Origin of the sequence: Exiguobacterium sp. FSL W8-0210, from assembly GCF_038006045.1 — a bacterium.
GTDB lineage: Bacteria > Bacillota > Bacilli > Exiguobacteriales > Exiguobacteriaceae > Exiguobacterium_A.
This window is the reverse complement of the sequence record NZ_JBBOUK010000003.1, coordinates 20335-40719: the sequence shown is the minus strand read 5'-3', so window position 1 is coordinate 40719 and position 20385 is coordinate 20335. Positions and strand designations below refer to the sequence as shown.

The following is a 20385-nucleotide window of genomic DNA, read 5'->3' as shown; positions in this document are numbered from 1 at the left end:
AGTGACGCGCATGTGGCAGCGCCTACGTGAGAAAATGGCCAGACAACAGGACCCGGAGACCGTCAAGATCGAGAAAGGCTATAACCCCGACGTCATCGCCAAGATCCAGCCGCAGGGCGGCATCAAGTTCGACGCCAACTTCGTCCGGCTCGGTGACGGTTATCTGTCGTGCCTCCACGTCTATAAATATCAGTCACTTGTCTATGACTACTGGCTCGAACCGATCTTAAACATGCCGGGCGTTTTGACGACGCTCGACATCGGGACGGCCGACAAGCGTGAGATCATCCAGACCATCAACAAGTCGATGGCCGAACAGAACACACGCTTTGAGAACGCAAAGGACAACATCGACCGCATCGACGCCCGGGAGACGTACAAGGAACTGAACGAGCTCTACGAACAGATCACCCAGGGCGAGACGATGAAATATCTGCATCTGCGCCTCTATGTGAAGGCGAAGACGCTCGACGCGCTCGAGGTGAAGGTGCAGGAAGTGATGGAAGAACTCGAGGCGCGGAACTTCCGCTCGACGATCTTCCTGAACGAACAGGAATGGGAGTGGCAGAGCCTGTTCACAAGCTATGACCAGCAACAGAGACTACCGAACCGGCGCCGTGGGAAAGAGATCCCGTCCCTCTCCATCGCCGGCGGTTACCCGTTCCACTTCACGTCGCTCCAGGACGCGACCGGCACATATTACGGGACGACTGACACGAATGGCAGCGTCATCTTTGACCTGTTCCACAAGGACAAACAGCGCAAGTTCTATAACGCGCTCATGATCGGCAAGATGGGATCCGGGAAGTCGACGCTCCTCAAGAAAACGGTGCTCGACCAGGCAATCAAAGGGAACAAAATCCGCATCCTCGACGTCACGGGCGAGTTCTCCGACCTCGTGCGCCAGCTCGGCGGAAAAGAGATCGCGCTCGACGGTTCGGCCGGTCTCATCAACCCGCTCCATGTCTATAAGACGGTGACGAACAACGACGGCAGTGCCAACGAGGCGCTCTCGTTCATGCAGCACCTCTCAAAGATGGCCGTGTTCTATCACTACATCAACCCGGCGGCGACGCAGGAAGAGACGAACGAGTTCGAGATTTTGCTTCGCGATTTATATGTCCGCCACGGGCTCTGGGACGAACAGGGCGAACTGCCCATCACGACGCACCCGGCGAACCGGTACCCGACGTTCTCTGACTTCTTGAAACTCGTGCGTCGTGAGCTCTACACAGACGACACACGCACCTCGATCAAGGAGGCGATCAGTCCGAACCGCGTCCGACGTCTCGAGAACATCGAGCTCGCGGTCACGAACCTCGTCCATAACTACGGCAACATCTTCGACGGCCATTCCTCGATCGACCGGTTCGACGAGGAGCTCATCGTGTCGTTCCCGCTCCGGAACCTGACGAGCCTGCGGGACGAGGTGTTCCAGGCGCAGGTCTTCTCACTCATGAACATGCTGTGGGACGGGATGATTTCTAACGGCTCGAGTCAACTGAAAGCCTATAACCAGGGTGTGCTCCGGACCGAGGAGGCATGCAAGTACCTCATCGTCATCGACGAGGCGCACCACTTGATCAACACGCGCGACATCGCGCAACCGGCCATCCTGTATCTGCAACGCTGTATGCGCGAGGCGCGCAAGTACTTCGGCGGCATCTTCTTCGTGTCGCATCTGATCACTGACTTCGTGCCGGCCGGATCGAAGTCCGAGAACGCGGAGAACGTCAAGTCGCTCTTCCAGCTTACGCAATACAAGATCATCGGCGAACAGGACGCGGAGAGCATCCCAATCATCCAGACGGTGTTTGATGGCCAACTCTCGAATTCCGAGATGCGGATCATTCCCTCGCTCGAGACGGGGCGTGTCGTCCTCAGCATTTCCGGCGTGCAGAACCTCATCTTTGACGTCGATGTCGCACCCGAAGAACTCGTCTTGTTCGGTGGGGGTGCCTGATGTGGGCGGCCGCGAAACGGACGGCCCGCTTCGCCGTCACGGCGAAATGGCAGCTCGCGACGCTCAAGTGGCGGCTCATCCTGCTCGGCATCGCGGCACTCGTGTTGTTCCTGGTCATCCTCGTTGTCGGAATCCTCGACACGCTCACAGGTGTCCAGAACGAACAACCGACCGACGTCACGTTCAATACCGCAGGAGGTCTACAGGTAAGCGACCAGGTGCTCCAATATCGGGGCTTGGTCGAATCGGAACTGTCGAAGCACGGACTGGCCGAACAGACGAACCTCGTACTCGCGCTCATGATGCAGGAGAGCGGCGGACGCGGGAACGACCCGATGCAGGCGAGCGAATCGAAGTGTGGACGCATCGGATGCATCACCTCCCCCGAGGAGAGCATCGTCTACGGCGTCGAACATTTCGCCGCCGTCTTCGAACGGGCGAACCGTGACGTGCAGCTCACGCTACAGAGTTACAACTTCGGAGGCGGCTTTATTGACTATGTGCAACAGAACGGAGGACGGTACTCGAAAGAGCTCGCCATCTCGTTCTCCCAAATGATGTACCAACGCGTGAAACACACCGGCATCTACCGCTGTCATCGTCCGAGCGCGGTCCAGCACGGTGCCTGTTATGGGGACATCGAGTATGTCGATGCGGTGTTGAAATATCTTGCGCCGGTCGCCGTCGCCGACGGGGTCATCACGAAAGAACTGTTGTCGGGGTTACATTCCCCGCTCGCCATCCCGCTCAACGTGACATCGCGTTTCGGGTGGCGCGTCGTCTTCGGACAACGGGATAACCACACCGGTATCGACTTCAGTTGCACCCCGTCCGACACGATCCACGCGGTCAAGAGCGGCACCGTCATCTATAGCGGGAACCGCGGACCGTACGGCAATCTCGTCCAAGTCCGACACGACAACTACATCACGGCGTACGCGCACCTGAGTCGTCTCGGCGTCCAGACCGGGCAACAGATCGACGCTGGGCAGGCGCTCGGGTACTGCGGCACGACCGGCCGTTCGAGCGGGAACCACCTACATTTCGAGATCAAGACGGGTGAATGGTCCGGTCATATCGACCCCGCCCCGGTCTTCGGATTTTGAGTCATGGATGTATGGAAAGGAGGAGGAAGAATGAACTTCACCGCACGTCACCTCGCGTATCTGTTCGGGGTACTGCTTCTTATTTCGATCGCGGCGAACGCCTTTTTCTATCAACAAGCGACGGCTGTCACGAGTATTTCAGACCCTAGTGAGACGAAAAATGAGAGCGTCACTTCCCTTGAATCGGCAACCTCCGAGGATACGTCAGCGGACACCGAACAAGTCGTCGCTTCGAAGGAGACGGAACGAATGGAGGAGCTGACGACACGCGCGACGCGCTTCGTCGAGTACGCCTTCACCATCACGAAGGACAGTTACACGACCCAGAAACGACAGTCGAAGGACGTCATGTCGGAGGAACTCGCGGCCACACTCTTCGCCGCTGATGGGAGCGACGTCAGCACGTTCGAGACGACCGTCCGCGACATCGAGGTGTTCCCTTCTGTCTCCGGAGAAGATTGCCTCGTACGGTTCGAACAGCACCTGTGGATCACCGAGACGGGTTATGAAGAGACGACGCAAGAACTGTTGGCCCTGATGTTCGAGTCCATCGACGGACGTTTGATTGTCACCGAGATGGAAGACCTGACACCAAAAGGAGGAATCTAGATGCGGCGACAAACGCGACGACGCCTCACCCAGAACGTCTCCCGTTTCTACCTCGGACTCGGCGTATTCTTTGTCATCGGCTTCCTCTTCTTCGGTACCTCGTCGTTCTTCTTCGCCGAAGAATCACCGGTCAATGAAACGCCGATCAACGAGCTAATCCGGCTCTCGAATGGAGAGACCGTTACACTCCACGCGTCCAGTTACGATACGGAGACGAAGACAATGCGCATTCGGCTCTCGCTCGATAAGACACCGGGTAACACAAACAATCATGTCTTCCGCTATGTCTACAAGGCACGTCCGGATTCCGAGAAGGAAGTTGATTTACTCTACGAACGGAACGACCAATACGTGCTCGAATTGAAGGACGTGCCGAGAGACTTCGACCAACTCGCCCTCCGAATCTATGGGGTGGACGAGTCACAATCAATCGATGAACTCACACCTGAGGAACGGGAGAACAGTCTTTTGACGTCTCTCTATGCCGACCGCCGGACCATCGAACAGGCGAACCACAGTTCATCTGATGAGACAACTTTCACGAGACTATTCGTCGAGGATGAGCTCGCGGAGACCGAGAAACAGTTAGACATGGCGCAGCAGTCGGTCGAAGCGCAGCGGCAACAGATTAACCGGCTCGACCGTGACAAAGAAGAGCTCGAAGGCGAACTCCCCTACCTCTCGCTCGATGAGCAGGTGGAACAGGAGAACGAGATCTTCGACCTCGTCCGGAAGCGCGACGAGCTCACACTCGAACTTGAAAAGATCGAACAGTCGGTTCAAGCACTCGAAGAAAAGCACGACAAACTGCGCGTGCGGCTCCGGGAACTGTCGATTTAAGTGGCACATTTCGTGCCAAATCGCTGGTTTTACTGGCACATTTCGTGCCATTTTTGGACTTTTGGTGATATCACGGAAACCCCAGGCTCTGCCTGGGCTATCACGGGAAGTGATAGCAGTTTCCCCTTATGCTCTTTGAACGAACTTTTAGGACGTCGGCAAAATATAGCCTCTAGAAAGGTGGTCAGGCAGATGGATCTGTTACTCCGCGACATCGACCCCGTCATCGTGAAGCAAATCGATGAGTGGGCGAAGGAACACAACCGCTCCCGGCAACAATATTTGAAAGAACTGATTGCCTCCTGGTGCGTGAACGGCATCCAATCGACGCAGGTCGAGCGGCTCGAACGACAACTCGAAGCGAACACACTCCACCTGAAACGGAGCGCGGACGAGCTCGCCCAGGTGACCCGTTTGTTGAGTGAGGTGATGCAGGATGCGTGAGACGCCGGGTGTCGTCATCAAGTCGAAGTTCAAGGTGCCGGGCACGAAAAAGAAGTCGCGTCGCTACACGACGTACCTAGACTACATCAATCGACCGGACGCGAAAGACACTCGGGAACAGTTCGAGACGTATCACGACTATATGGAAGACGAGACGAAATCGAGCGGTTTGTTCACACGCGAGGAAGATCGATTGAACGACGAAAAGCGTCGCACCGTCCGTGACATCTTCAAACACGCGCAAGAGAACGGGAGCATCCTCTGGCAGGACGTCATCTCGTTCGATAACGCCTGGCTTCGCGAGACCGGTGTACTTCACGACGATCTCGTCGACGAGAAACGATTGATCCAGGCGACACGAAACGCGGTCGATTCGATGCTTCAAAAAGAGAAGATGGTCCATGCCTACTGGACCGGTGCCGTGCATTACAACACCGACAATATCCACGTGCATGTCGCCATCGTCGAGACGAGCCACATGCGTGAGCGTGGCAAACGAAAACCGAAATCGATTGAGCTGATGAAGTCGAAGGTCATCCATTCCCTCGCCGACCGGACGAAAGAACAGGAGAAGCTGAACGCGTTCATAAGAGACGAACTGGTCGCGCATAAACGGAACCGGAAGATTCCAACGCTCCAGAACCGTGTCCTGCATCCCGACCTCGTCCGTCAATTCAAGGACATCTATGAACGCTTGCCGGAAGACAAACGTCAATGGCGCTACAACATGAACGGGATGCAGCCGCTCCGTGAGTCGCTCGACCGTCTGACCGACCGCTACATCGACATTCACTTCAAATCAGAGTTTCAAGCCTTCAACGAGCGACTCGAACAGGAGGTGTCGTTCCATCGTCGCAGCTACGGCGACACGGAGAAGGCCGAGCGGTACCGGACGACGAAACGACAGGACCTCTACACCCGGATGGGGAATACCATCCTCTCCGAGATGCGCGACTTGTCAAAAGAACAAACGATAGTTGAGAAAAATGGAGCTCCAAAACATCCGGTCAGACGTGCATTCAACCAACAAAAAATGTTCAACGAATCACTCTACCGGATTGAGCGGCACATGAACAACGAATTCGAACACTTAAAGAACCAACGTGCTTTCGAACAGTTGGAACGAGACCTCGAATATGGAAAGTGAGGGAGGACGATGGAAGAGTTGAGACAGATCCGTCTTCGATTGAAGCAGGAGACGGTCGTGTATTTGGAAGAGTTCGCCGACGACAAACGCTTCGGCCACCTCGGTCAGGTCATCGACCATATCGCAGACGAGCATAGACAACTGGCCGACGAGAAGTGGGACATGCAGTTCCTCACCCGCTCGATCAGCACACAGGTTTCCCACCATATCGAGGAGTTGGTGAACGAGCAGATATCGACGGAACTCGAACGGATACGACTCGCCGCGAACCGCTCTGACCGTCATGGGCAAATCCTGACAGAGCTCCTGCAGGCGCTCATGCAGACCGAGGGCATCGAGGACATCATGACGACGGATCAGTTCAAGCCGACGTTCCTCGCGACGGCGGAACGTGTCGTCCAGGAACGCATCGAGCATCAAAAACAGAAGAAGGACACTTTAACTTTTGGGAGAGGATGAACCTTATGCGACCACTTGACCGTCCCTTCACGATGGGACAACTGTTGACGCTTCAACCGAAAACCGTCACGGTCCTCATCTATGGAAAACAGTACGACATCCCGATATCAATATCTGAGCAGCAGCTTTTAACTGCCATTGCAAAAGACGAGATCGTCTTGCTTCCCGTCAATTTCGAACGGACACGGCTGTTACTCGATATCCCGGAAACGTCACCACAACTTGAACATGAACTGAACGAATTTGTGGATAGTGATGAATCTGTCACCGACTTGTTGAAGGAAGGAGTCTGACACGATGGCCAAGATGAAGACGAACGAAGAACGGAAAGCCGATCTCGAGGCCTTGACAGAACAGATGGGAAAACAGATTGACAGCTACTTCGAGAGTCCGGAGAAAATTCGGGAACATCTCCAGTTTCTCGGCAAGTTTCATCAGTACTCGATGCGAAACGCGATCTTGATCGAGTCCCAATTCCCCGGAGCAGTCGCGGTCGGCTCTTATCTGTTCTGGGAGAAGCAAGGCGCACAGGTTCAAAAAGGTGAACGTGGCATCAAAGTATTCGTCCCAAGTCCAGTGACGTACGCCCTGCATAAAGATGAGTGGGTGCCGCTCAGCAAGGCATCGAAGCCAATCAAGGACGGCGTGAAGCAAGGACGCATCCCGTCACGCAAGATGATGTACTTCAAAATCGGTCACGTGTTCGAGTACACGCAGACCGACGCGCGCGAAAAAGGAATCGAGGTCTCGGACATTTTCAAACGGTATCACCGGGACGGCGGGATTGAGAACGAACAAGACATCCGTGACGCCTTAACGACGCTCGCGGATGCCCGGAATGTGACGCTATTGGAGGAACCGCTCGATGAGATCGGGACTGCGAAGGGTTGTTACTATCCGGAGCTACATGCGATCGCCTTGAACCCGCGGAACACATCGATTGAGGACGTCAACGTCCTGATTCACGAACTCGCCCACGCAGAGCTACACAACCAAGAGCGGAACTTTGAGCGGAACAAACCACTCACGGCACCCGAGAAGGAGTTCCAAGCCGAGATGGTCGCCTATGTCGTCTCACATCAGCTCGGGTTCCCGACGGACGACTTCTCGCTCTCCTATCTGGCCGGTTGGACGAAAGACAAGGAACTCCTCGACAAGGAACAACTGTTGCAGGAAGTCCACCAGACATCCGCAGCTTTCCTCGATCACATCGAGTCTCATCTCGAGAAAGCTCACACCTTGGAGCAGGAGAAAGAACAGACGCCACTCGAATATCTTAAACAACTGGACCGACGCATGGGATGGAAAGACGTCGACCTCAGTCTCTATGAACGATTGCATGCATTACAAAACGTGTTTCCAGAAGAAGTAGAACCTTACTTGAACGCAAAAGCGGCCCTCGAGACGAACCTGAAGGTGGATCGTGTCGATGAGCCGCTCATGTATATTCATGATAAAGGGTTCGGGTTCCAGTCATTCGGTGTCGCCAACAATCATGACTTCAGTGAAGATGCACTCGTCGCCTATACTGTCGCACTACCCAACCAGCTGTTGATCAGCGGTCACTTCGATCCCGAGAGGACCGTTCACCCATTACATGACCTTGAAAAAAACAATCGATTAGAGAACCCAATTTTAAGGTCTCTTGAGGAGCGTTGGCATGATGTCCTGCTCGTTGAAGAAAAAAAGTCGCTTTCAAAAACAATAAAATTCGTCACCGAACGACAATTGTAGACTATTCCAGACAATGTTCTCTATAAATAAAGATTGTTTTAAAAAAGGGAGAGACTTCGTTCGAAGTCTCTCCCTGCTTGTTATTTAAGCCTTTGACCAGTTGGCGACCATTTCCACATCCGCTGCCACCATAGTGGTATAGATCGGACAACGAGCGTCTACTATCTTTTGAAGTTCTTGTACACGTGCTTCTGTTTCACTAGTGCTTACCTTGGCATCCACAGTGATTTTTTGGAAATACGGACGGATTCCTTCTTCCCCCATCATTCCTCTTGGATCAATGTCGCCTTTCACTTCGAACTCAATCCCTTGTAAGTCAAAATCGATTTCCTTCGCCACAAAGTTTGCAATCGCATTCTCACAACCTGTCAACGAAATCAAAAGTGTTGCCAACGGATTTGCACCTTGATCAGTACCTCCCATATTCTTTGGCTCATCAATAATTACTTCATGATTGTGAGAAATCCCTTCTGTGTACATCCCTTTAGATACTGCTCTGATTTGTTCGACCACGTTAAACCACTCCTAAACTTAAATTAAAATCAATACCACCATTTGATATTGACCGTACCTTATCATGTTGATAATTAGTACTTCAATTAGAAAGTTTATAAGTGTAATCTATCTTACATTATGAATTTGATTAGAAAGAGATTTAGCATATGAAAAAGGAAAAGTAGACCCTATGTAGTTACGAAAATAAACACTTAGGCACCACAAACAAACGATATAAAATTAGATTTACTATTTTTGTGCAACGCCTCGAGCCTCGAAAGATCCTTTCGAAGAGGTAAGAAGCATGTGTGATTCAGCTTACTTTATTTATGTCAGTACATATGTTATATTTTTAAATGGATAATCTATTCAGTAAAGGGGTGCTTTATAATGGCAAGTTCACTTGAATTGTTAAACAAAACTCCAGAGATAACTCTCTCTCGAGTCACAGGGGGAGACTTCTCCTTGAAAGACTCGATGTCCCAAAGCACTGATTGGCATTTAATCATTTTCTTCCGTGGTTCTTGGTGTTCGGTCTGTGTCCAAGACTTAAAAGAGCTAGAAAGTCAACACGGGTACTTTCAGAAGAAAGGAATTCGACTCGTAACAATTTCGACTGATCGCATAGAAGATTTGAAAAAAATGGTGGAAGATAATGCGCTCAGTTTCCCTGTTCTCCATGATGATTCACTTCAATCGTTAAGCGATTACGGAGTGAAGTATCATGGCCCCGATGCTCCATATAACGACCACGGCGAGCATGGGGAACCGGCCTACTTCCTCATCGACGAGAACGGCCGCCTGTTGTATCAACAGATCCAGACGAGCCCATTCGGCCGCCCGACCGCGACCGAGCTCCGGAAAATCGTCCAGTACATCAAAAAGAATCTCAAATGACGAGATGGCGCCGATCCGGCGTCTTTTTTTACGATTGTAAGACCGGTTACAGAAATATGAAACAATTCGCTATACACTTATTATATTAAACCTAAAGGAGTGAGGAAAATGAAACGATATGTAATAAACGGCGTGATCGGTGGAGTGATCGGCGGAATTTTGTTCGGGCTATTCATGCAGATGATGGGCATGATTGGCATGATTGCGGGCATGGTCGGCAGTGAGAGCCTCGTCGTCGGTTGGATCGTCCATATGATGATCAGCGTCATCTTCGGGGTCACGTTCGGACTCGGGCATTTGGTCATCTCGAACCTTTGGACGCTCGCCGTCTTGTTCGGCATCGGTATCTGGATCGTTGGACCGCTCGTCGTCATGCCGCTCATGATGGGCATGGGGACGAACCTTGCGAACGCGTTCGCCCCGGATCAATTGATGAGCCTCGTCACGCATCTATTCTTCTCATTCGTCTTAGCCATCGTCTTCAAACTACGCACTGAAAAACAAGTCGCACCGAAAGCGGCAATACGCTAATGGGGGAACACAGATGAACATCACAACAGAACAACAATTCGAACAACTCGTCTCATCGAAGGACCATACGATCGTCAAATTCTACACGGACTGGTGCCCGGACTGCAGACGGCTCGACGCCTTCATGCCGGATGTCACCTCGACACTCGGTGATGTGCCGCTCCATACGCTCAATAAGGACGAGCTGCCCGCCCTCTCCGAACGTGAGCAAGTGATGGGTATCCCGAGCCTGCTCGTGTATAAGAACGGTGAAAAGATTGGACATCTTCATAGTGCGAATGCGAAGACGCCAGGGGAAGTCACCGAGTTCTTGGCCGCATTCGTCACATCATGACAAAAGGGAGCCCTGTCGCTCCCTTTTTGACCTGTTCATTTAATCAACTCCAGCTCGTCCCATAACGCTTGTCCGGTGAAGACGCGCGCCCCGTCGACGAGCGCCGGCGTCACGAACTCACCGTTTAGACGCAGCAGCTCCTCGACATAACGGGGCTCCTCGAATAGGTTCTTCTCAATGAACGGGATGGCCAATTCGTTCAGGCGTTGCTTGGCCCGATGGCAACGTGAACAGCCGTCGATCGTGTACAGTTGAAGCATGGGACTCCCCCCTTTTCTTCATTATATAGTTTACAATCTAAGGAGACGGTAAGACAGATTACTAAAAAGTGAGGTGACACCGATGGACAAATTAACATTGCTCTCGCACATCAGTTTGTTCGACGAGCTACCGATGCAAGAGTTGAAAGTGATTGACGCGATGAGCCAGATGCGCCCGGTCAAAAAAGGGAAGATCATCGTCTCACCAGATGCCCCGATCCCGGCGCTGTTCTTGTTGAAAGAAGGCCAGGTCCGACTCTACCGGATGAACCAACACGGCAAGCAGTTCACCGTCGATATTTTGACGAGCGGCAACATCTTCGGCGAGACGGCGACGCTCTCGTTGACCGATGACGACTTGTACGCCGAGGCGATGACCGACACGTACTTGTGTACGATCGGAGTCGATGAGTTCGAGCAGTTGATCGAGAAGAGTCCGAAAATCGCCTTGAAGCTGATCAATATCCTCTCTGAGCGGCTGAAAGACTTATACGCGCTCAGTGAAAAGATTGCCTTGACCGACGTGAAGTACCGAATCCTCTACCTTTTGCTCAAACTGAGCGAGAAGAGCGGGGTGCGAAAGAAAGACTGGCAGACAATCAACATCAAACTGACCCATGCCGATATCGCGGCCATGGTCGGGACGACACGCGAGACGACCAGCGTCATCATGTCTAACTTGAAGAAAGAAGGGTATATCAAAAAGGGACTGCGCCTATCGATTCACGCCGACAAAGTGAAGCAGGCGCTAGACGACCTTTAGGAGGGATTCGATGAAACCGACGATTCAAGCGTTCGTGTTCGATGTATACGGGACGCTGTTCGACGTCCATTCGGTCAAGGCGGCGTGTGACGAACAGTTCCCTGGAAAAGGTGACCAAATCAGTCAAATATGGCGGACGAAACAACTCGAATATTTCTTTATTCGTCAGATTTCGGGCCGTTATGAAGACTTCTCCGACGTCACGCGCGACGCGCTCCGGTACGCCTTGTCGGCGGCCGAAGTGACATGGACGACCGAGACCGAAGACGCGTTGATTGCCACCTATGCGGAGCTGTCTCCGTACGAAGAGGTCGAAGACGTGTTGAAACAACTGCAAGACAAACAGACGGTCGTGTTGTCGAACGGGACCGCTGATATGCTTGAGCAATTGATCGCGAACGCGTCGTTCACCGAGTTGTTCGACGAACTCGTCAGTATCGACGGGGTCAAACAATACAAGCCATCTCCGGCCGCCTACATGCATTGGTTCAAAACGACCGACTTGAAACGAGACGAGGTGCTGTTCATGTCCTCGAACGGGTGGGACATCATCGGTGCCAAAAACTTTGGCTTCCGGACAGCCTGGATCAATCGGGATGGCAAGCCGATTGAAGCGATGGATGTGCGACCAGATGCGATCTATGACGACTTGACCGGGATTTTGGAATCGATTTGACAGTCAAGATGACAGATAAAAAGAGAAAACGACCAACAAATTGGTTGTTTTCTCTTTTTATAGCATATAGGCGATGTCGGAAGATGAAGTAGGATACGCAAAAACCATTCGTTTGACTTCTTTAACCGATAGTTTGAATCGAATCGCCATCGCCAATACGTTGATTAGTTCATCCGCTCCACTACCGATGACATGCGCCCCAAGAATCACATCTTCTTCTTCGTCAATGATCACTTTGAACGCCGCCACTTTCTCATTCGTTCGTTTATACGTATACCAGTCGGTCGTTTCTTTATAATTGATTGTCACATTTCTTCCCGAAGCTTTCGCTTCGAGTTCACTCATTCCTACTCTAGCGAGTTTGGGAATTGTAAAAACAATCGTCGGCGTAACGATTTCCTCTAATTTCTTGTGATTACCTTTTAATAAATTCGATGCTACAAGATGAGACTCCCTGCTCGCCATTGGAGTCAAAGGAAGAGACATTGTTGCTGCTACATCTCCTGCCGCATACACCCGTGGATTGGTGACGCTTTGAAGGTATTCGTTGACAATCACGCCCTCGCTTCCCCATCCTACGCTCCCTCTCTCAAGCTCCATATCAAGCGCTGGTTCTCGACCGGCACCGTGCACGATGAGATCAGTTGTCCATCTCTCTTCTTGGTCCGCACGAATCGTTCTAATATTGAATTCATTGTCACTTCGTTCAATTTCTGCCACTTTTGTATCCAAATGCACGTTCACGCCGATTTCTTCCGACGCCTTTACTAGCAAGTCGACCAAGTCTGAGTCGAACTGCCCGAGTGGAGATTCTCCTTTGTGAAAAATATGGACTTCTGAACCTGCTCTCGCAGCAATATGAGCGAACTCAAACGAGATATATCCACCTCCTACGAACGCAATCCGTTTTGGCAAGTCTTCAATTTCTAAGAAATGATCGCTATGAAGAAGTAACTCTTCTCCCTTAATGCCTAACTGCATCGGTTTAGCTCCTGTAGCCAGTAGGATGTGTTTCCCCTCAAGAATTACATCTCCGACCTGGATCATTGATTCGCTCACAAATGTAGCTTTTCCAAAGAACGTATCAATCCCTCGTCTCTTTAACCCTTGTTCCCGCTTTTCAGGCACAGGAATAGTAAAAGAACGCTTAAATTCCAATAAGGTAGCCCAGTCTATCGAGAAATCCCCACTGAAGCCATGTCCGTCCATACGTCGACTCCAATCAATCAACTCAGCCACCCCGACCAGTACTTTTTTTGGGTCGCATCCACGTAAGGCACACGTTCCTCCGTAAGGTAACTCATCGATAATCGCGACTTTCCAGCCTGCTTGTCTACATTTTGTAGCAGCGACAGAACCACCAGATCCGGTTCCAACCACAATCAAATCATACTGCTTCATAGCGCTCGCACCCCGCTTCTTCTATTGATGGACCACTTCCATTATACAAACACTGAAGTAGTTCAACTCGTCCGAGATAACACGTTTCAATTGAAGTCCACTTTTCACACTCATTGTTTCAATATCGTTCATATCGAATTTATATGAATTCTCTGTGTGAATCGTCTCCCCCTCTTCAAACGTGATTATTTCTCCAGCAAGTTCTACTGTCTGGTCAATCATACTTTGAAGATGCATCTCAATCCTTCCAGCCTTATCATTGTAAAATGACACGTGCTCGAAAGTCGTCTCATCAATTCTGCATCCATACTCACGATTGATACGCGTTAATAAATTTTTATTGAACGCTGACGTCACACCAGACGAATCATTATATGCGGCCTCGATGATTAATCGCTCTTTTTTTCGATCTACTCCGATGATCAATAAGTCACCATTCGAAAGGTGCGTCCGAATGTGACAAAGAAAATCAACGGCAGCTGCAGGCTCAAAATTACCAATCGTTGAACCAGGGAAGAAGACGACTGTCCGTTCTGTATCGAGCTTCGGAATCTCAAACGATTTTGTGTAGTCTGCGCTAACCCCTGCCATATCGATGTGCGGGTAATCTTGACTCAACTTTCGTACCGTCTCCATTAAAAAATCTGTTGAGATATCAATTGGCACATAGGCTTTAATCGCATTCATTTCATCGAGTAAAATTTTCGTTTTGGTGCTACTTCCACTTCCCAGCTCGACTAACGTCGTCGGTCGATCAAAAAATAGGCGAAGTGTATCAACCGAAGACCTTAGAATTTCCGTCTCTGTTCTCGTTTGATAGTATTCGGGAAGACGTGTGATGTCTTCGAACAATCGTGACCCTGTTTCGTCGTATAGGAATTTAGATGAGATTGTTTTAGGGTGACGTATCAACCCTGCCACCAACTCCGTCACTGGCGCTTGCCATTGTACGGTAATTTCATTGCCTAGGCGTCGATTCATACGTTGTCCGCCAATCTGATACCACTGAATTGCCAACGCATATGAGGATAAAAGAAGTTACGGTAAGTCGCTCGGATATGTGTACGAGGCGTGACACAAGCCCCACCTTTTAAGACGATCTGATTCGACATGAATTTCGCATTGTACTCTCCAAGAGCACCTTCAAGTGGTTTGCTTCGCGGATACGACATATATGGACTCTGTGTCCACTCCCACACGTCTCCGAATGCTTTCATGAACTTGTTGCTTTCATACTGAGAATCCGGATGGAAATAGCCGTCCTCCATGAACTGCCCTTCTGTCGGAAGGTCCCCAAGCGCCACTTCCCATTCTTGCTCCGTGGGAAGTCGATAGCCGGCCCACCTCGCATAAGCGTCCGCTTCATAAAAGCTCACATGACATACCGGAGCGGATGGGTCGAGCGGTTGAAGTCCGTTCAATGTAAAAGTACTCCATTCCGCATCGTCTTGCTGCCAATAGGCGGGTGCCTCTATTTTGTTTTCTTTCACGAAATTCCAACCGTCCGACAACCAGAATTCTGCTTTCTTATAACCACCGGCTTCAATAAATAACTGGTATTCCGCATTGGTCACTGGACGATTGGCCAATTTGAATGGATGTAGATAGATTTTATGTCGTGGCCGTTCATTATCGAAAGAGAAGCCCGCATCATCATGCCCGATCTCAGCCATCCCCCCGTCAAACGTATGGAACTCGAGCACCGGTGCTTGCCCACGTTCCCGAACAGTTACTCGATTGAAGACGGGACGGATAGGGTTAAATGAAAAATTATAAAGAATATCCATGAGAATGAGTTCCTGATGCTGTTGCTCATGTTGAAGTCCAATCTCGACCAATTCAAAAACTTCTCCTTGCAACTTATCATTCTTAAAAAGCAACTCCATCTGAGCATCAACATGTCGACGATATGACAATGTCTCGGAAACGGTTGGTCTTGATATGTTTCCCCGCTTCGCCTGTGGATGCGGCTTACCGACCGACTCATAGTAAGAGTTGAACAGATGAAAAAAGGTTGAATCAAAAGGAATGTAATCTTCAATGTATTCTTTCAAAACAAATTGTTCGAAGAACCATGTAGTATGCGCCAAATGCCATTTTGTAGGACTGACGAACGAAGAGCCTTGAATGACAAAATCTTCGGTTTCCATGTTTGACACTAGATTCATCGTAGCGGTACGTACCGAGTTAAATTTTTCAATCAAATGTTGTTGGGTTGAGATCGACATGACGCTTCACTTCCTTTTCAGAGGATATAGAACTTTTTCTTTCTTTTTAGATTACCCGTTCTATCTGTAAATGAATGTAAGAGAGCTAACACTTTTTTTCTTTGCTCACATGATAAAATTTGCTTGTTCAAAACAGAAGAGTGTGACTACCATCTAATCGTCCTCGATAGGTGAGGACACATGTTATATTCACCTAAATTTCGGGTAGCATAATCATGTAGTCTTGAAACGCAGGATGAACAGATGATTTGGCATGATCATCATCTTCCAAAATAAATTAGAATTCGTGTCAAAACTGGAAAACAGTGAAGGGATTTGTGAAGTCTAAACATCATGGAAGGGGAATGTTACATGAAAGCACTATTTTTGAACTGTTCGCTAAAAGGCGGGGACACGATTTCGCATACGGAAGGCTTGATGAAAGACATCATCCCCCACTTTGACAAACTAGGTGTCGATTCCGAAATCGTTCGCGTCGTCGACTATAACGTTGCGTTCGGTGTGACGGAAGATGAGGGTGACGGTGACGAATGGCCAAGCATTTTCGAAAAGGTGAAGGCTGCTGATATCCTCGTTATCGGGACACCGCTTTGGCTCGGGGAGAAGAGTAGCATCGCCACTCAAGTCATCGAACGGTTATACGGTGGGAGCGGCTTGAAAAATGAACACGGTCAAGCCATCTACTATAATAAAGTCGGCGGAGTCGTCGTGACGGGGAACGAAGACGGGGCAAAGCACGCCTGCGCCTCGGTTCTTTATGGTCTTTCCCATATTGGTTTCACCGTCCCACCGAATGTCGATGCATACTGGGTCGGAGAAGCTGGTCCAGGCGAATCGTATCTCGACGCCGGTCGCGAAAACGCCTTCACCAAAAAGAATGGACGCTTTTTGGCCTACAACCTCTACCATTTTGCGAAAATGTTAAAGGAGCATCCGATTCCAGTCGAAGGAAACATCATGCCTTAATCAATATAATCGGGTGAATGTAGCCTTCAATTGACTAAATACTTAGATATGTGATGTTAAACCTCTATCTGTATTTTATATTGTGTATCGACCATGTCGAAAGAGCAGTCTCGAAACAGGAGAGACTGCTCTTTCGTTTTTATTTATTCCGTCCTTTCACTTTATCGATCCGAATTTTCTCGATCAACGCGTGGATGATCTGTTCATCTCTTCCACCGAAATCTTTGTTGAAAGGGACTCGCTCTCCTTCGAACATGAAGTAGTCAAGCAGGTATGGGACACGCGGTGTCGCGTGACCCCACGTGTGCTTCGAGCAACGTTCCCACACCTCGGCTTCGAACTCTTTTGAATAACGCATATGCTCGACGGCAGCCTTGACCTCCGATTTCTTCAGGACAAAATAGTCTTCAAAGACGAATTTATCCAGAAGCTCATACCACATCTCCTCGCGGGCCCGTTCTTTAATCGCTTCTACATCGACTTCAACGTGATACGGGGCCTCTTCTTCATTCTTGATGACATCCCGTACTTCCTCTTTCACCGACTCCGGATACATCTCCCACCCTTCGGGCATCCGTTCTTTGATGAACTGTTCGAGCGAATCCTCACTGATCCGATAGCCTTTTTTACGCGACTCGAGCGGTTCTGCCTGGATCACGCCTTTTCGTACCCAGTTGCGGACCGTCTCCTTATGGCTTGTGAGCTTGTTCTTCGATAAGATTTCAAATGCTTCGTCAATCGTATACATACATATCCCCCTTTAACACAACGATGATTTCATTAAATAATACCATGAACATTGTATTAAAGTAAGCTGTTACTTTAATCAATTTCGAATCGATCACAATTTACTGAATGGATACCAAACAAAAACACCATTCGGCCGAATGGTGTTCCTCGCGTGGCATTAGACGCGCCCATGCTCTTGGTTTTGACGTTGTCCTTACGCTCCGTGCCTCCCGTCAGAAAGGGCCAGGAACATAGAGATGCGTTTTAAAGCAGCTCTTGTTATCGGGCCGTCAGGGAGGCAGCGGTGCGATGAGCGACTTCGCCTCCTGGCGCTAGACGCTCACGCATGAGCCCGGATCACCATTCCTTCTCCCATGCGCCGTCCTCGGAGACTCCCCAATCCTCGAAGCGATACTTGATGAGCCAATGGACATGCATCACTTCATATTCGAATACACCCTTGGATAGCTCTGAGACGACGAAACTGACGTCCCCATCCGCCACCACCCATGTCCCATATAGATACACGATCTTGATCGGACGCTCTTCTGCATCCAGATAGATCACCACCCGGAAGTAAGGTGAATTCCGTCCTTCATCGAACCGGACGACCTTTTCGACGCCATGTTCCCTGTCGACGACACGCATCCACTTGGGATGTTCCATCAGTTCCGAGAACACGGTCCGGACGAACGGATCCAATCCCTCGAATGCATAGTCATCAAGTAGCATCTTATTCACAACGTCTCCCCCCTTCCGGTTCTTTATAGAACGATTCCCCGTCCAGAGCCAGTTCAGTCCTTGTTCATGAACCTACAGAAATGAAGACTTTTTAAAACTGTATACACATATACATGTATACACGTATACAAATCTACATGTATACAACCATTCCTTTTTCTTATGTACGACGATTCCGTCGAATCATATTGGTATTGAAAAAGACGGTGAGGTGGGTCAAGCGTTCTCCTTCCTTCACATCACAAAGAAGATCCATGCTCACAAGTTTTAAGTCGTCAAAATCTTCTTGAAGCCGGTCAGGAAGGCGTCGAAGCAACACCTCCGTCATCTCGTCCATCGTCTGTTGGTCTAGTTGGAAATTATCCATCTGAATCATCCTCTCCATTTGATAGCCTAATGATATCTCGCATCCAAGCAGGCAACATCTCGCCTAATTTCACGTAAGCCCTGGTGTTGTTTCAAACAAGCCCTAGGGCTTGTTTAGAAAACATGGTCATTTTCAATAAACAAACCGTGTTTTCACTTCTACTATTTCATCAAACAATCTTCTTACGAGACAGACCAAAACAACGTCCAACCTTCACACACGAACCATCTCGTTTTCGTCATGCGAAAACGGACCTTTTCCCTGATCCCGCTCTATGGATCCAGGCGACAGCAACGCGAGTCGCTGGTCCCGTCAAAGAAAAACGTATGTTTTTCCTCCTTGCCCTTTCCGGACGGACCAGGACCGGTTCACCGGCCCCGCTCCTTTCCATTCAACCCATGTAACCTCGCTGTTTCATGCTGACATATGATTCGTCCGCACCGAGGATGAGATGGTCGAGCACCGGGATACCGATGAGGTCGCCCGCCTCATGTAAGCGTTCGGAGACGAGTATGTCCTCCCGGCTCGGGCTCGGGTCCCCGCTCGGATGTTGGTGACAGGCGATGATGCACGAGGCATTGTTCAAGATGGCGCATTTGAAGATTTCTCTCGGATGGACGACGCTCGAATTGACGCTCCCGACGTGCGCCCGATGGACGCCGATGACCCGATTTTTCGTGTTCAACATGATGACGAGGAACACCTCACGGTCATCATCCCCGATAAAGGATGCCCCGATTTGTCGGGCGTTGTCGGGTGATTGGATGACGGCATGCTCGAGGGCAACCATTTCCTCTCGAACCTCTTGCTTGATACGGATGACCTCGATGATTGACGATAGTTCCATGATGGTTTGTCCCCTTTCGGATAAGCCGACCTCAGAACGAACACCGTTGTGCGTCCTGTTGACGGGAACGCAGCGAGCGTCGGGAGACGGTGCAAGGGCGACCGCAGGGAGAGCCTCAAAAAAATGCGTAGAGCGAACTAAGGGACAGGCTTCCGTAGCCAAGGAGCGAAAAGCCTTGCTTTGAGCCAAAAGCGAAGGAAGACGGGCCGGAGGGCGCGTCATTTTTTTGACGTCCCTTGCACCGACGACCAGCGAGCTAGAGTACGGAAACAGGACGCACGGATCACCGATCATGAAAAAGGCTGTTCAAACGAGACAAACCGGGTATAAAATAAGAACAAATGTTCGTTTTATTGGGAGGATGATTTTTATGACGATGTATCGCGATAGAGGCGAACTGAAATGGATCCCATTTCTCATGCCCGAACACAGAGCCCTACTGACGAAGTATTATAAGGAAATTCAAAAGATTGAGATGCCCGATATCGACGAACAGGTCCTATCGGTCTATGAGAATGTGCTGAATGACGCAATCTTCAGTGGGGATATAGTGGAGGTGAGATATATGGAGGAGCGGGAGATGAAACGATTCAAGGGGTTCGTGCACCGGACGAACTACATGGAGCGGACCGTCGAACTGGCCAATCAGCGGGACGGAGTCATCCATGTTCCATTCGAGGCAATCATTCACGTGGAACAATCGATGGACTAACGCCCTGGCGGTTGTTCGAAGTCTGCGTTACGAAACGAAGTGTCGCTCCTCGACTTTCCAAAGTAAAAAGCATCATTAATATAGTTTTATCGCATCTAAACTAGACTGCTATAATAAAAAAGAAGGCTTGGGCACC

Annotated in this window: 25 protein-coding genes; 16 read left to right on the top strand and 9 right to left on the bottom strand. The window is 50.1% G+C overall.

Going from position 1 to position 20385, the window contains the following annotated elements; genetic code table 11:
- Positions 1-10 precede the first annotated feature (10 nt).
- The 9 genes from MKY22_RS16925 (at position 11) to MKY22_RS16885 (ending at position 8302) form a co-directional block, all read left to right on the top strand.
- Positions 11-1963, top strand: a complete 1953-nt coding sequence (locus MKY22_RS16925) for a VirB4 family type IV secretion system protein (RefSeq protein ID WP_341090543.1) — start codon at positions 11-13, stop codon at positions 1961-1963.
- Positions 1963-3069 (top strand): lysozyme family protein, encoded by a 1107-nt coding sequence (locus tag MKY22_RS16920; RefSeq protein WP_341090541.1) that lies wholly within the window; start codon positions 1963-1965, stop codon positions 3067-3069. The genes MKY22_RS16925 and MKY22_RS16920 overlap by 1 nt, the downstream gene beginning before the upstream one ends.
- A gap of 30 nt (positions 3070-3099) precedes the next feature.
- Positions 3100-3678 (top strand): hypothetical protein, encoded by a 579-nt coding sequence (locus tag MKY22_RS16915; RefSeq protein ID WP_341090539.1) that lies wholly within the window; start codon positions 3100-3102, stop codon positions 3676-3678.
- Positions 3679-4518: a hypothetical protein gene (locus MKY22_RS16910; protein WP_341090537.1), complete on the top strand. Its 840-nt coding sequence runs from the start codon at positions 3679-3681 to the stop codon at positions 4516-4518.
- A 192-nt stretch (positions 4519-4710) separates the two neighbouring features.
- Positions 4711-4962: a hypothetical protein gene (locus MKY22_RS16905; RefSeq protein WP_341090535.1), complete on the top strand. Its 252-nt coding sequence runs from the start codon at positions 4711-4713 to the stop codon at positions 4960-4962.
- Positions 4955-6109, top strand: coding sequence for a MobP2 family relaxase (mobP2, locus tag MKY22_RS16900; protein ID WP_341090533.1), 1155 nt, complete (start codon positions 4955-4957; stop codon positions 6107-6109). The genes MKY22_RS16905 and mobP2 overlap by 8 nt, the downstream gene beginning before the upstream one ends.
- 9 nt (positions 6110-6118) lie before the next feature.
- Entirely contained in the window at positions 6119-6568 is a 450-nt protein-coding gene (locus MKY22_RS16895) for a hypothetical protein (protein WP_341090531.1), read from the top strand.
- Positions 6569-6573: 5 nt separating this feature from the next.
- Positions 6574-6861, top strand: coding sequence for a hypothetical protein (locus tag MKY22_RS16890; RefSeq protein ID WP_211781015.1), 288 nt, complete (start codon positions 6574-6576; stop codon positions 6859-6861).
- Positions 6862-6865: 4 nt separating this feature from the next.
- Positions 6866-8302: an ImmA/IrrE family metallo-endopeptidase gene (locus MKY22_RS16885; RefSeq protein ID WP_341090524.1), complete on the top strand. Its 1437-nt coding sequence runs from the start codon at positions 6866-6868 to the stop codon at positions 8300-8302.
- An 84-nt stretch (positions 8303-8386) separates the two neighbouring features.
- Here MKY22_RS16885 and MKY22_RS16880 read toward each other — a convergent pair whose 3' ends face one another.
- Positions 8387-8782 (bottom strand): OsmC family protein, encoded by a 396-nt coding sequence (locus MKY22_RS16880; protein ID WP_211781039.1) that lies wholly within the window; start codon positions 8780-8782, stop codon positions 8387-8389.
- Between the two features lie 405 nt (positions 8783-9187).
- On the opposite strand from MKY22_RS16880, the gene MKY22_RS16875 reads away from it, so the two are divergent.
- From MKY22_RS16875 to MKY22_RS16865, 3 genes are all read left to right on the top strand, one after another.
- Positions 9188-9694: a peroxiredoxin family protein gene (locus MKY22_RS16875; protein WP_211781013.1), complete on the top strand. Its 507-nt coding sequence runs from the start codon at positions 9188-9190 to the stop codon at positions 9692-9694.
- A gap of 108 nt (positions 9695-9802) precedes the next feature.
- A complete protein-coding gene (locus MKY22_RS16870; protein ID WP_211781012.1) occupies positions 9803-10225 on the top strand; it encodes a hypothetical protein in 423 nt (140 codons plus the stop codon).
- Positions 10188-10559, top strand: a complete 372-nt coding sequence (locus MKY22_RS16865; protein ID WP_211781038.1) for a thioredoxin family protein — start codon at positions 10188-10190, stop codon at positions 10557-10559. Before MKY22_RS16870 ends, MKY22_RS16865 begins: the two co-directional genes overlap by 38 nt.
- Before the next feature lie 35 nt (positions 10560-10594).
- On the opposite strand, the gene MKY22_RS16860 is transcribed toward MKY22_RS16865, so the two are convergent.
- The gene (locus MKY22_RS16860; RefSeq protein WP_211781011.1) at positions 10595-10819 is read right to left on the bottom strand and encodes a glutaredoxin family protein; all 225 of its coding nucleotides are present in this window, start codon (positions 10817-10819) and stop codon (positions 10595-10597) included.
- A gap of 82 nt (positions 10820-10901) precedes the next feature.
- Here MKY22_RS16860 and MKY22_RS16855 point away from each other — a divergent pair, with 82 nt between their 5' ends.
- Both MKY22_RS16855 and MKY22_RS16850 read left to right on the top strand, forming a co-directional pair.
- The gene (locus MKY22_RS16855) at positions 10902-11582 is read left to right on the top strand and encodes a Crp/Fnr family transcriptional regulator (RefSeq protein ID WP_211781010.1); all 681 of its coding nucleotides are present in this window, start codon (positions 10902-10904) and stop codon (positions 11580-11582) included.
- Between the two features lie 10 nt (positions 11583-11592).
- A complete protein-coding gene (locus tag MKY22_RS16850) occupies positions 11593-12258 on the top strand; it encodes a haloacid dehalogenase type II (RefSeq protein ID WP_211781009.1) in 666 nt (221 codons plus the stop codon).
- Positions 12259-12315: 57 nt separating this feature from the next.
- Here MKY22_RS16850 and MKY22_RS16845 read toward each other — a convergent pair whose 3' ends face one another.
- The 3 genes from MKY22_RS16845 to egtB are packed head-to-tail and all read right to left on the bottom strand — an operon-like array spanning position 12316 to position 15887.
- Positions 12316-13659, bottom strand: coding sequence for a dihydrolipoyl dehydrogenase family protein (locus MKY22_RS16845; protein WP_341090516.1), 1344 nt, complete (start codon positions 13657-13659; stop codon positions 12316-12318).
- Between the two features lie 21 nt (positions 13660-13680).
- Entirely contained in the window at positions 13681-14640 is a 960-nt protein-coding gene (gene egtD / locus MKY22_RS16840; RefSeq protein ID WP_341090515.1) for an L-histidine N(alpha)-methyltransferase, read from the bottom strand.
- Entirely contained in the window at positions 14637-15887 is a 1251-nt protein-coding gene (gene egtB / locus MKY22_RS16835) for an ergothioneine biosynthesis protein EgtB (protein ID WP_211781006.1), read from the bottom strand. Before egtB ends, egtD begins: the two co-directional genes overlap by 4 nt.
- A 351-nt stretch (positions 15888-16238) precedes the next feature.
- Between egtB and MKY22_RS16830 the strand changes: the two genes are divergently transcribed.
- Entirely contained in the window at positions 16239-16853 is a 615-nt protein-coding gene (locus MKY22_RS16830) for a flavodoxin family protein (RefSeq protein WP_341090510.1), read from the top strand.
- A gap of 139 nt (positions 16854-16992) precedes the next feature.
- Here the strand turns inward: MKY22_RS16830 and MKY22_RS16825 are convergent, their stop codons facing one another.
- The 4 genes from MKY22_RS16825 to MKY22_RS16810 all read right to left on the bottom strand — a co-directional run bounded on the left by MKY22_RS16825 (position 16993) and on the right by MKY22_RS16810 (position 19537).
- Positions 16993-17601 carry a helix-turn-helix domain-containing protein gene (locus MKY22_RS16825; protein ID WP_341090508.1) on the bottom strand — a complete coding sequence of 203 codons (609 nt, stop codon included), beginning with the start codon at positions 17599-17601 and terminating at the stop codon, positions 16993-16995.
- 338 nt (positions 17602-17939) lie between these two features.
- Complete coding sequence (locus MKY22_RS16820; protein ID WP_341090506.1) at positions 17940-18323, bottom strand: hypothetical protein; 384 nt, start codon at positions 18321-18323, stop codon at positions 17940-17942.
- Between the two features lie 160 nt (positions 18324-18483).
- Positions 18484-18690 (bottom strand): hypothetical protein, encoded by a 207-nt coding sequence (locus MKY22_RS16815; RefSeq protein WP_131444104.1) that lies wholly within the window; start codon positions 18688-18690, stop codon positions 18484-18486.
- 391 nt (positions 18691-19081) lie between these two features.
- Positions 19082-19537, bottom strand: a complete 456-nt coding sequence (locus MKY22_RS16810) for a JAB domain-containing protein (protein WP_131486123.1) — start codon at positions 19535-19537, stop codon at positions 19082-19084.
- Positions 19538-19955: 418 nt separating this feature from the next.
- Here MKY22_RS16810 and MKY22_RS16805 point away from each other — a divergent pair, with 418 nt between their 5' ends.
- Entirely contained in the window at positions 19956-20249 is a 294-nt protein-coding gene (locus MKY22_RS16805; protein WP_341090493.1) for a YolD-like family protein, read from the top strand.
- The last annotated feature ends 136 nt before the right edge of the window (positions 20250-20385 follow it).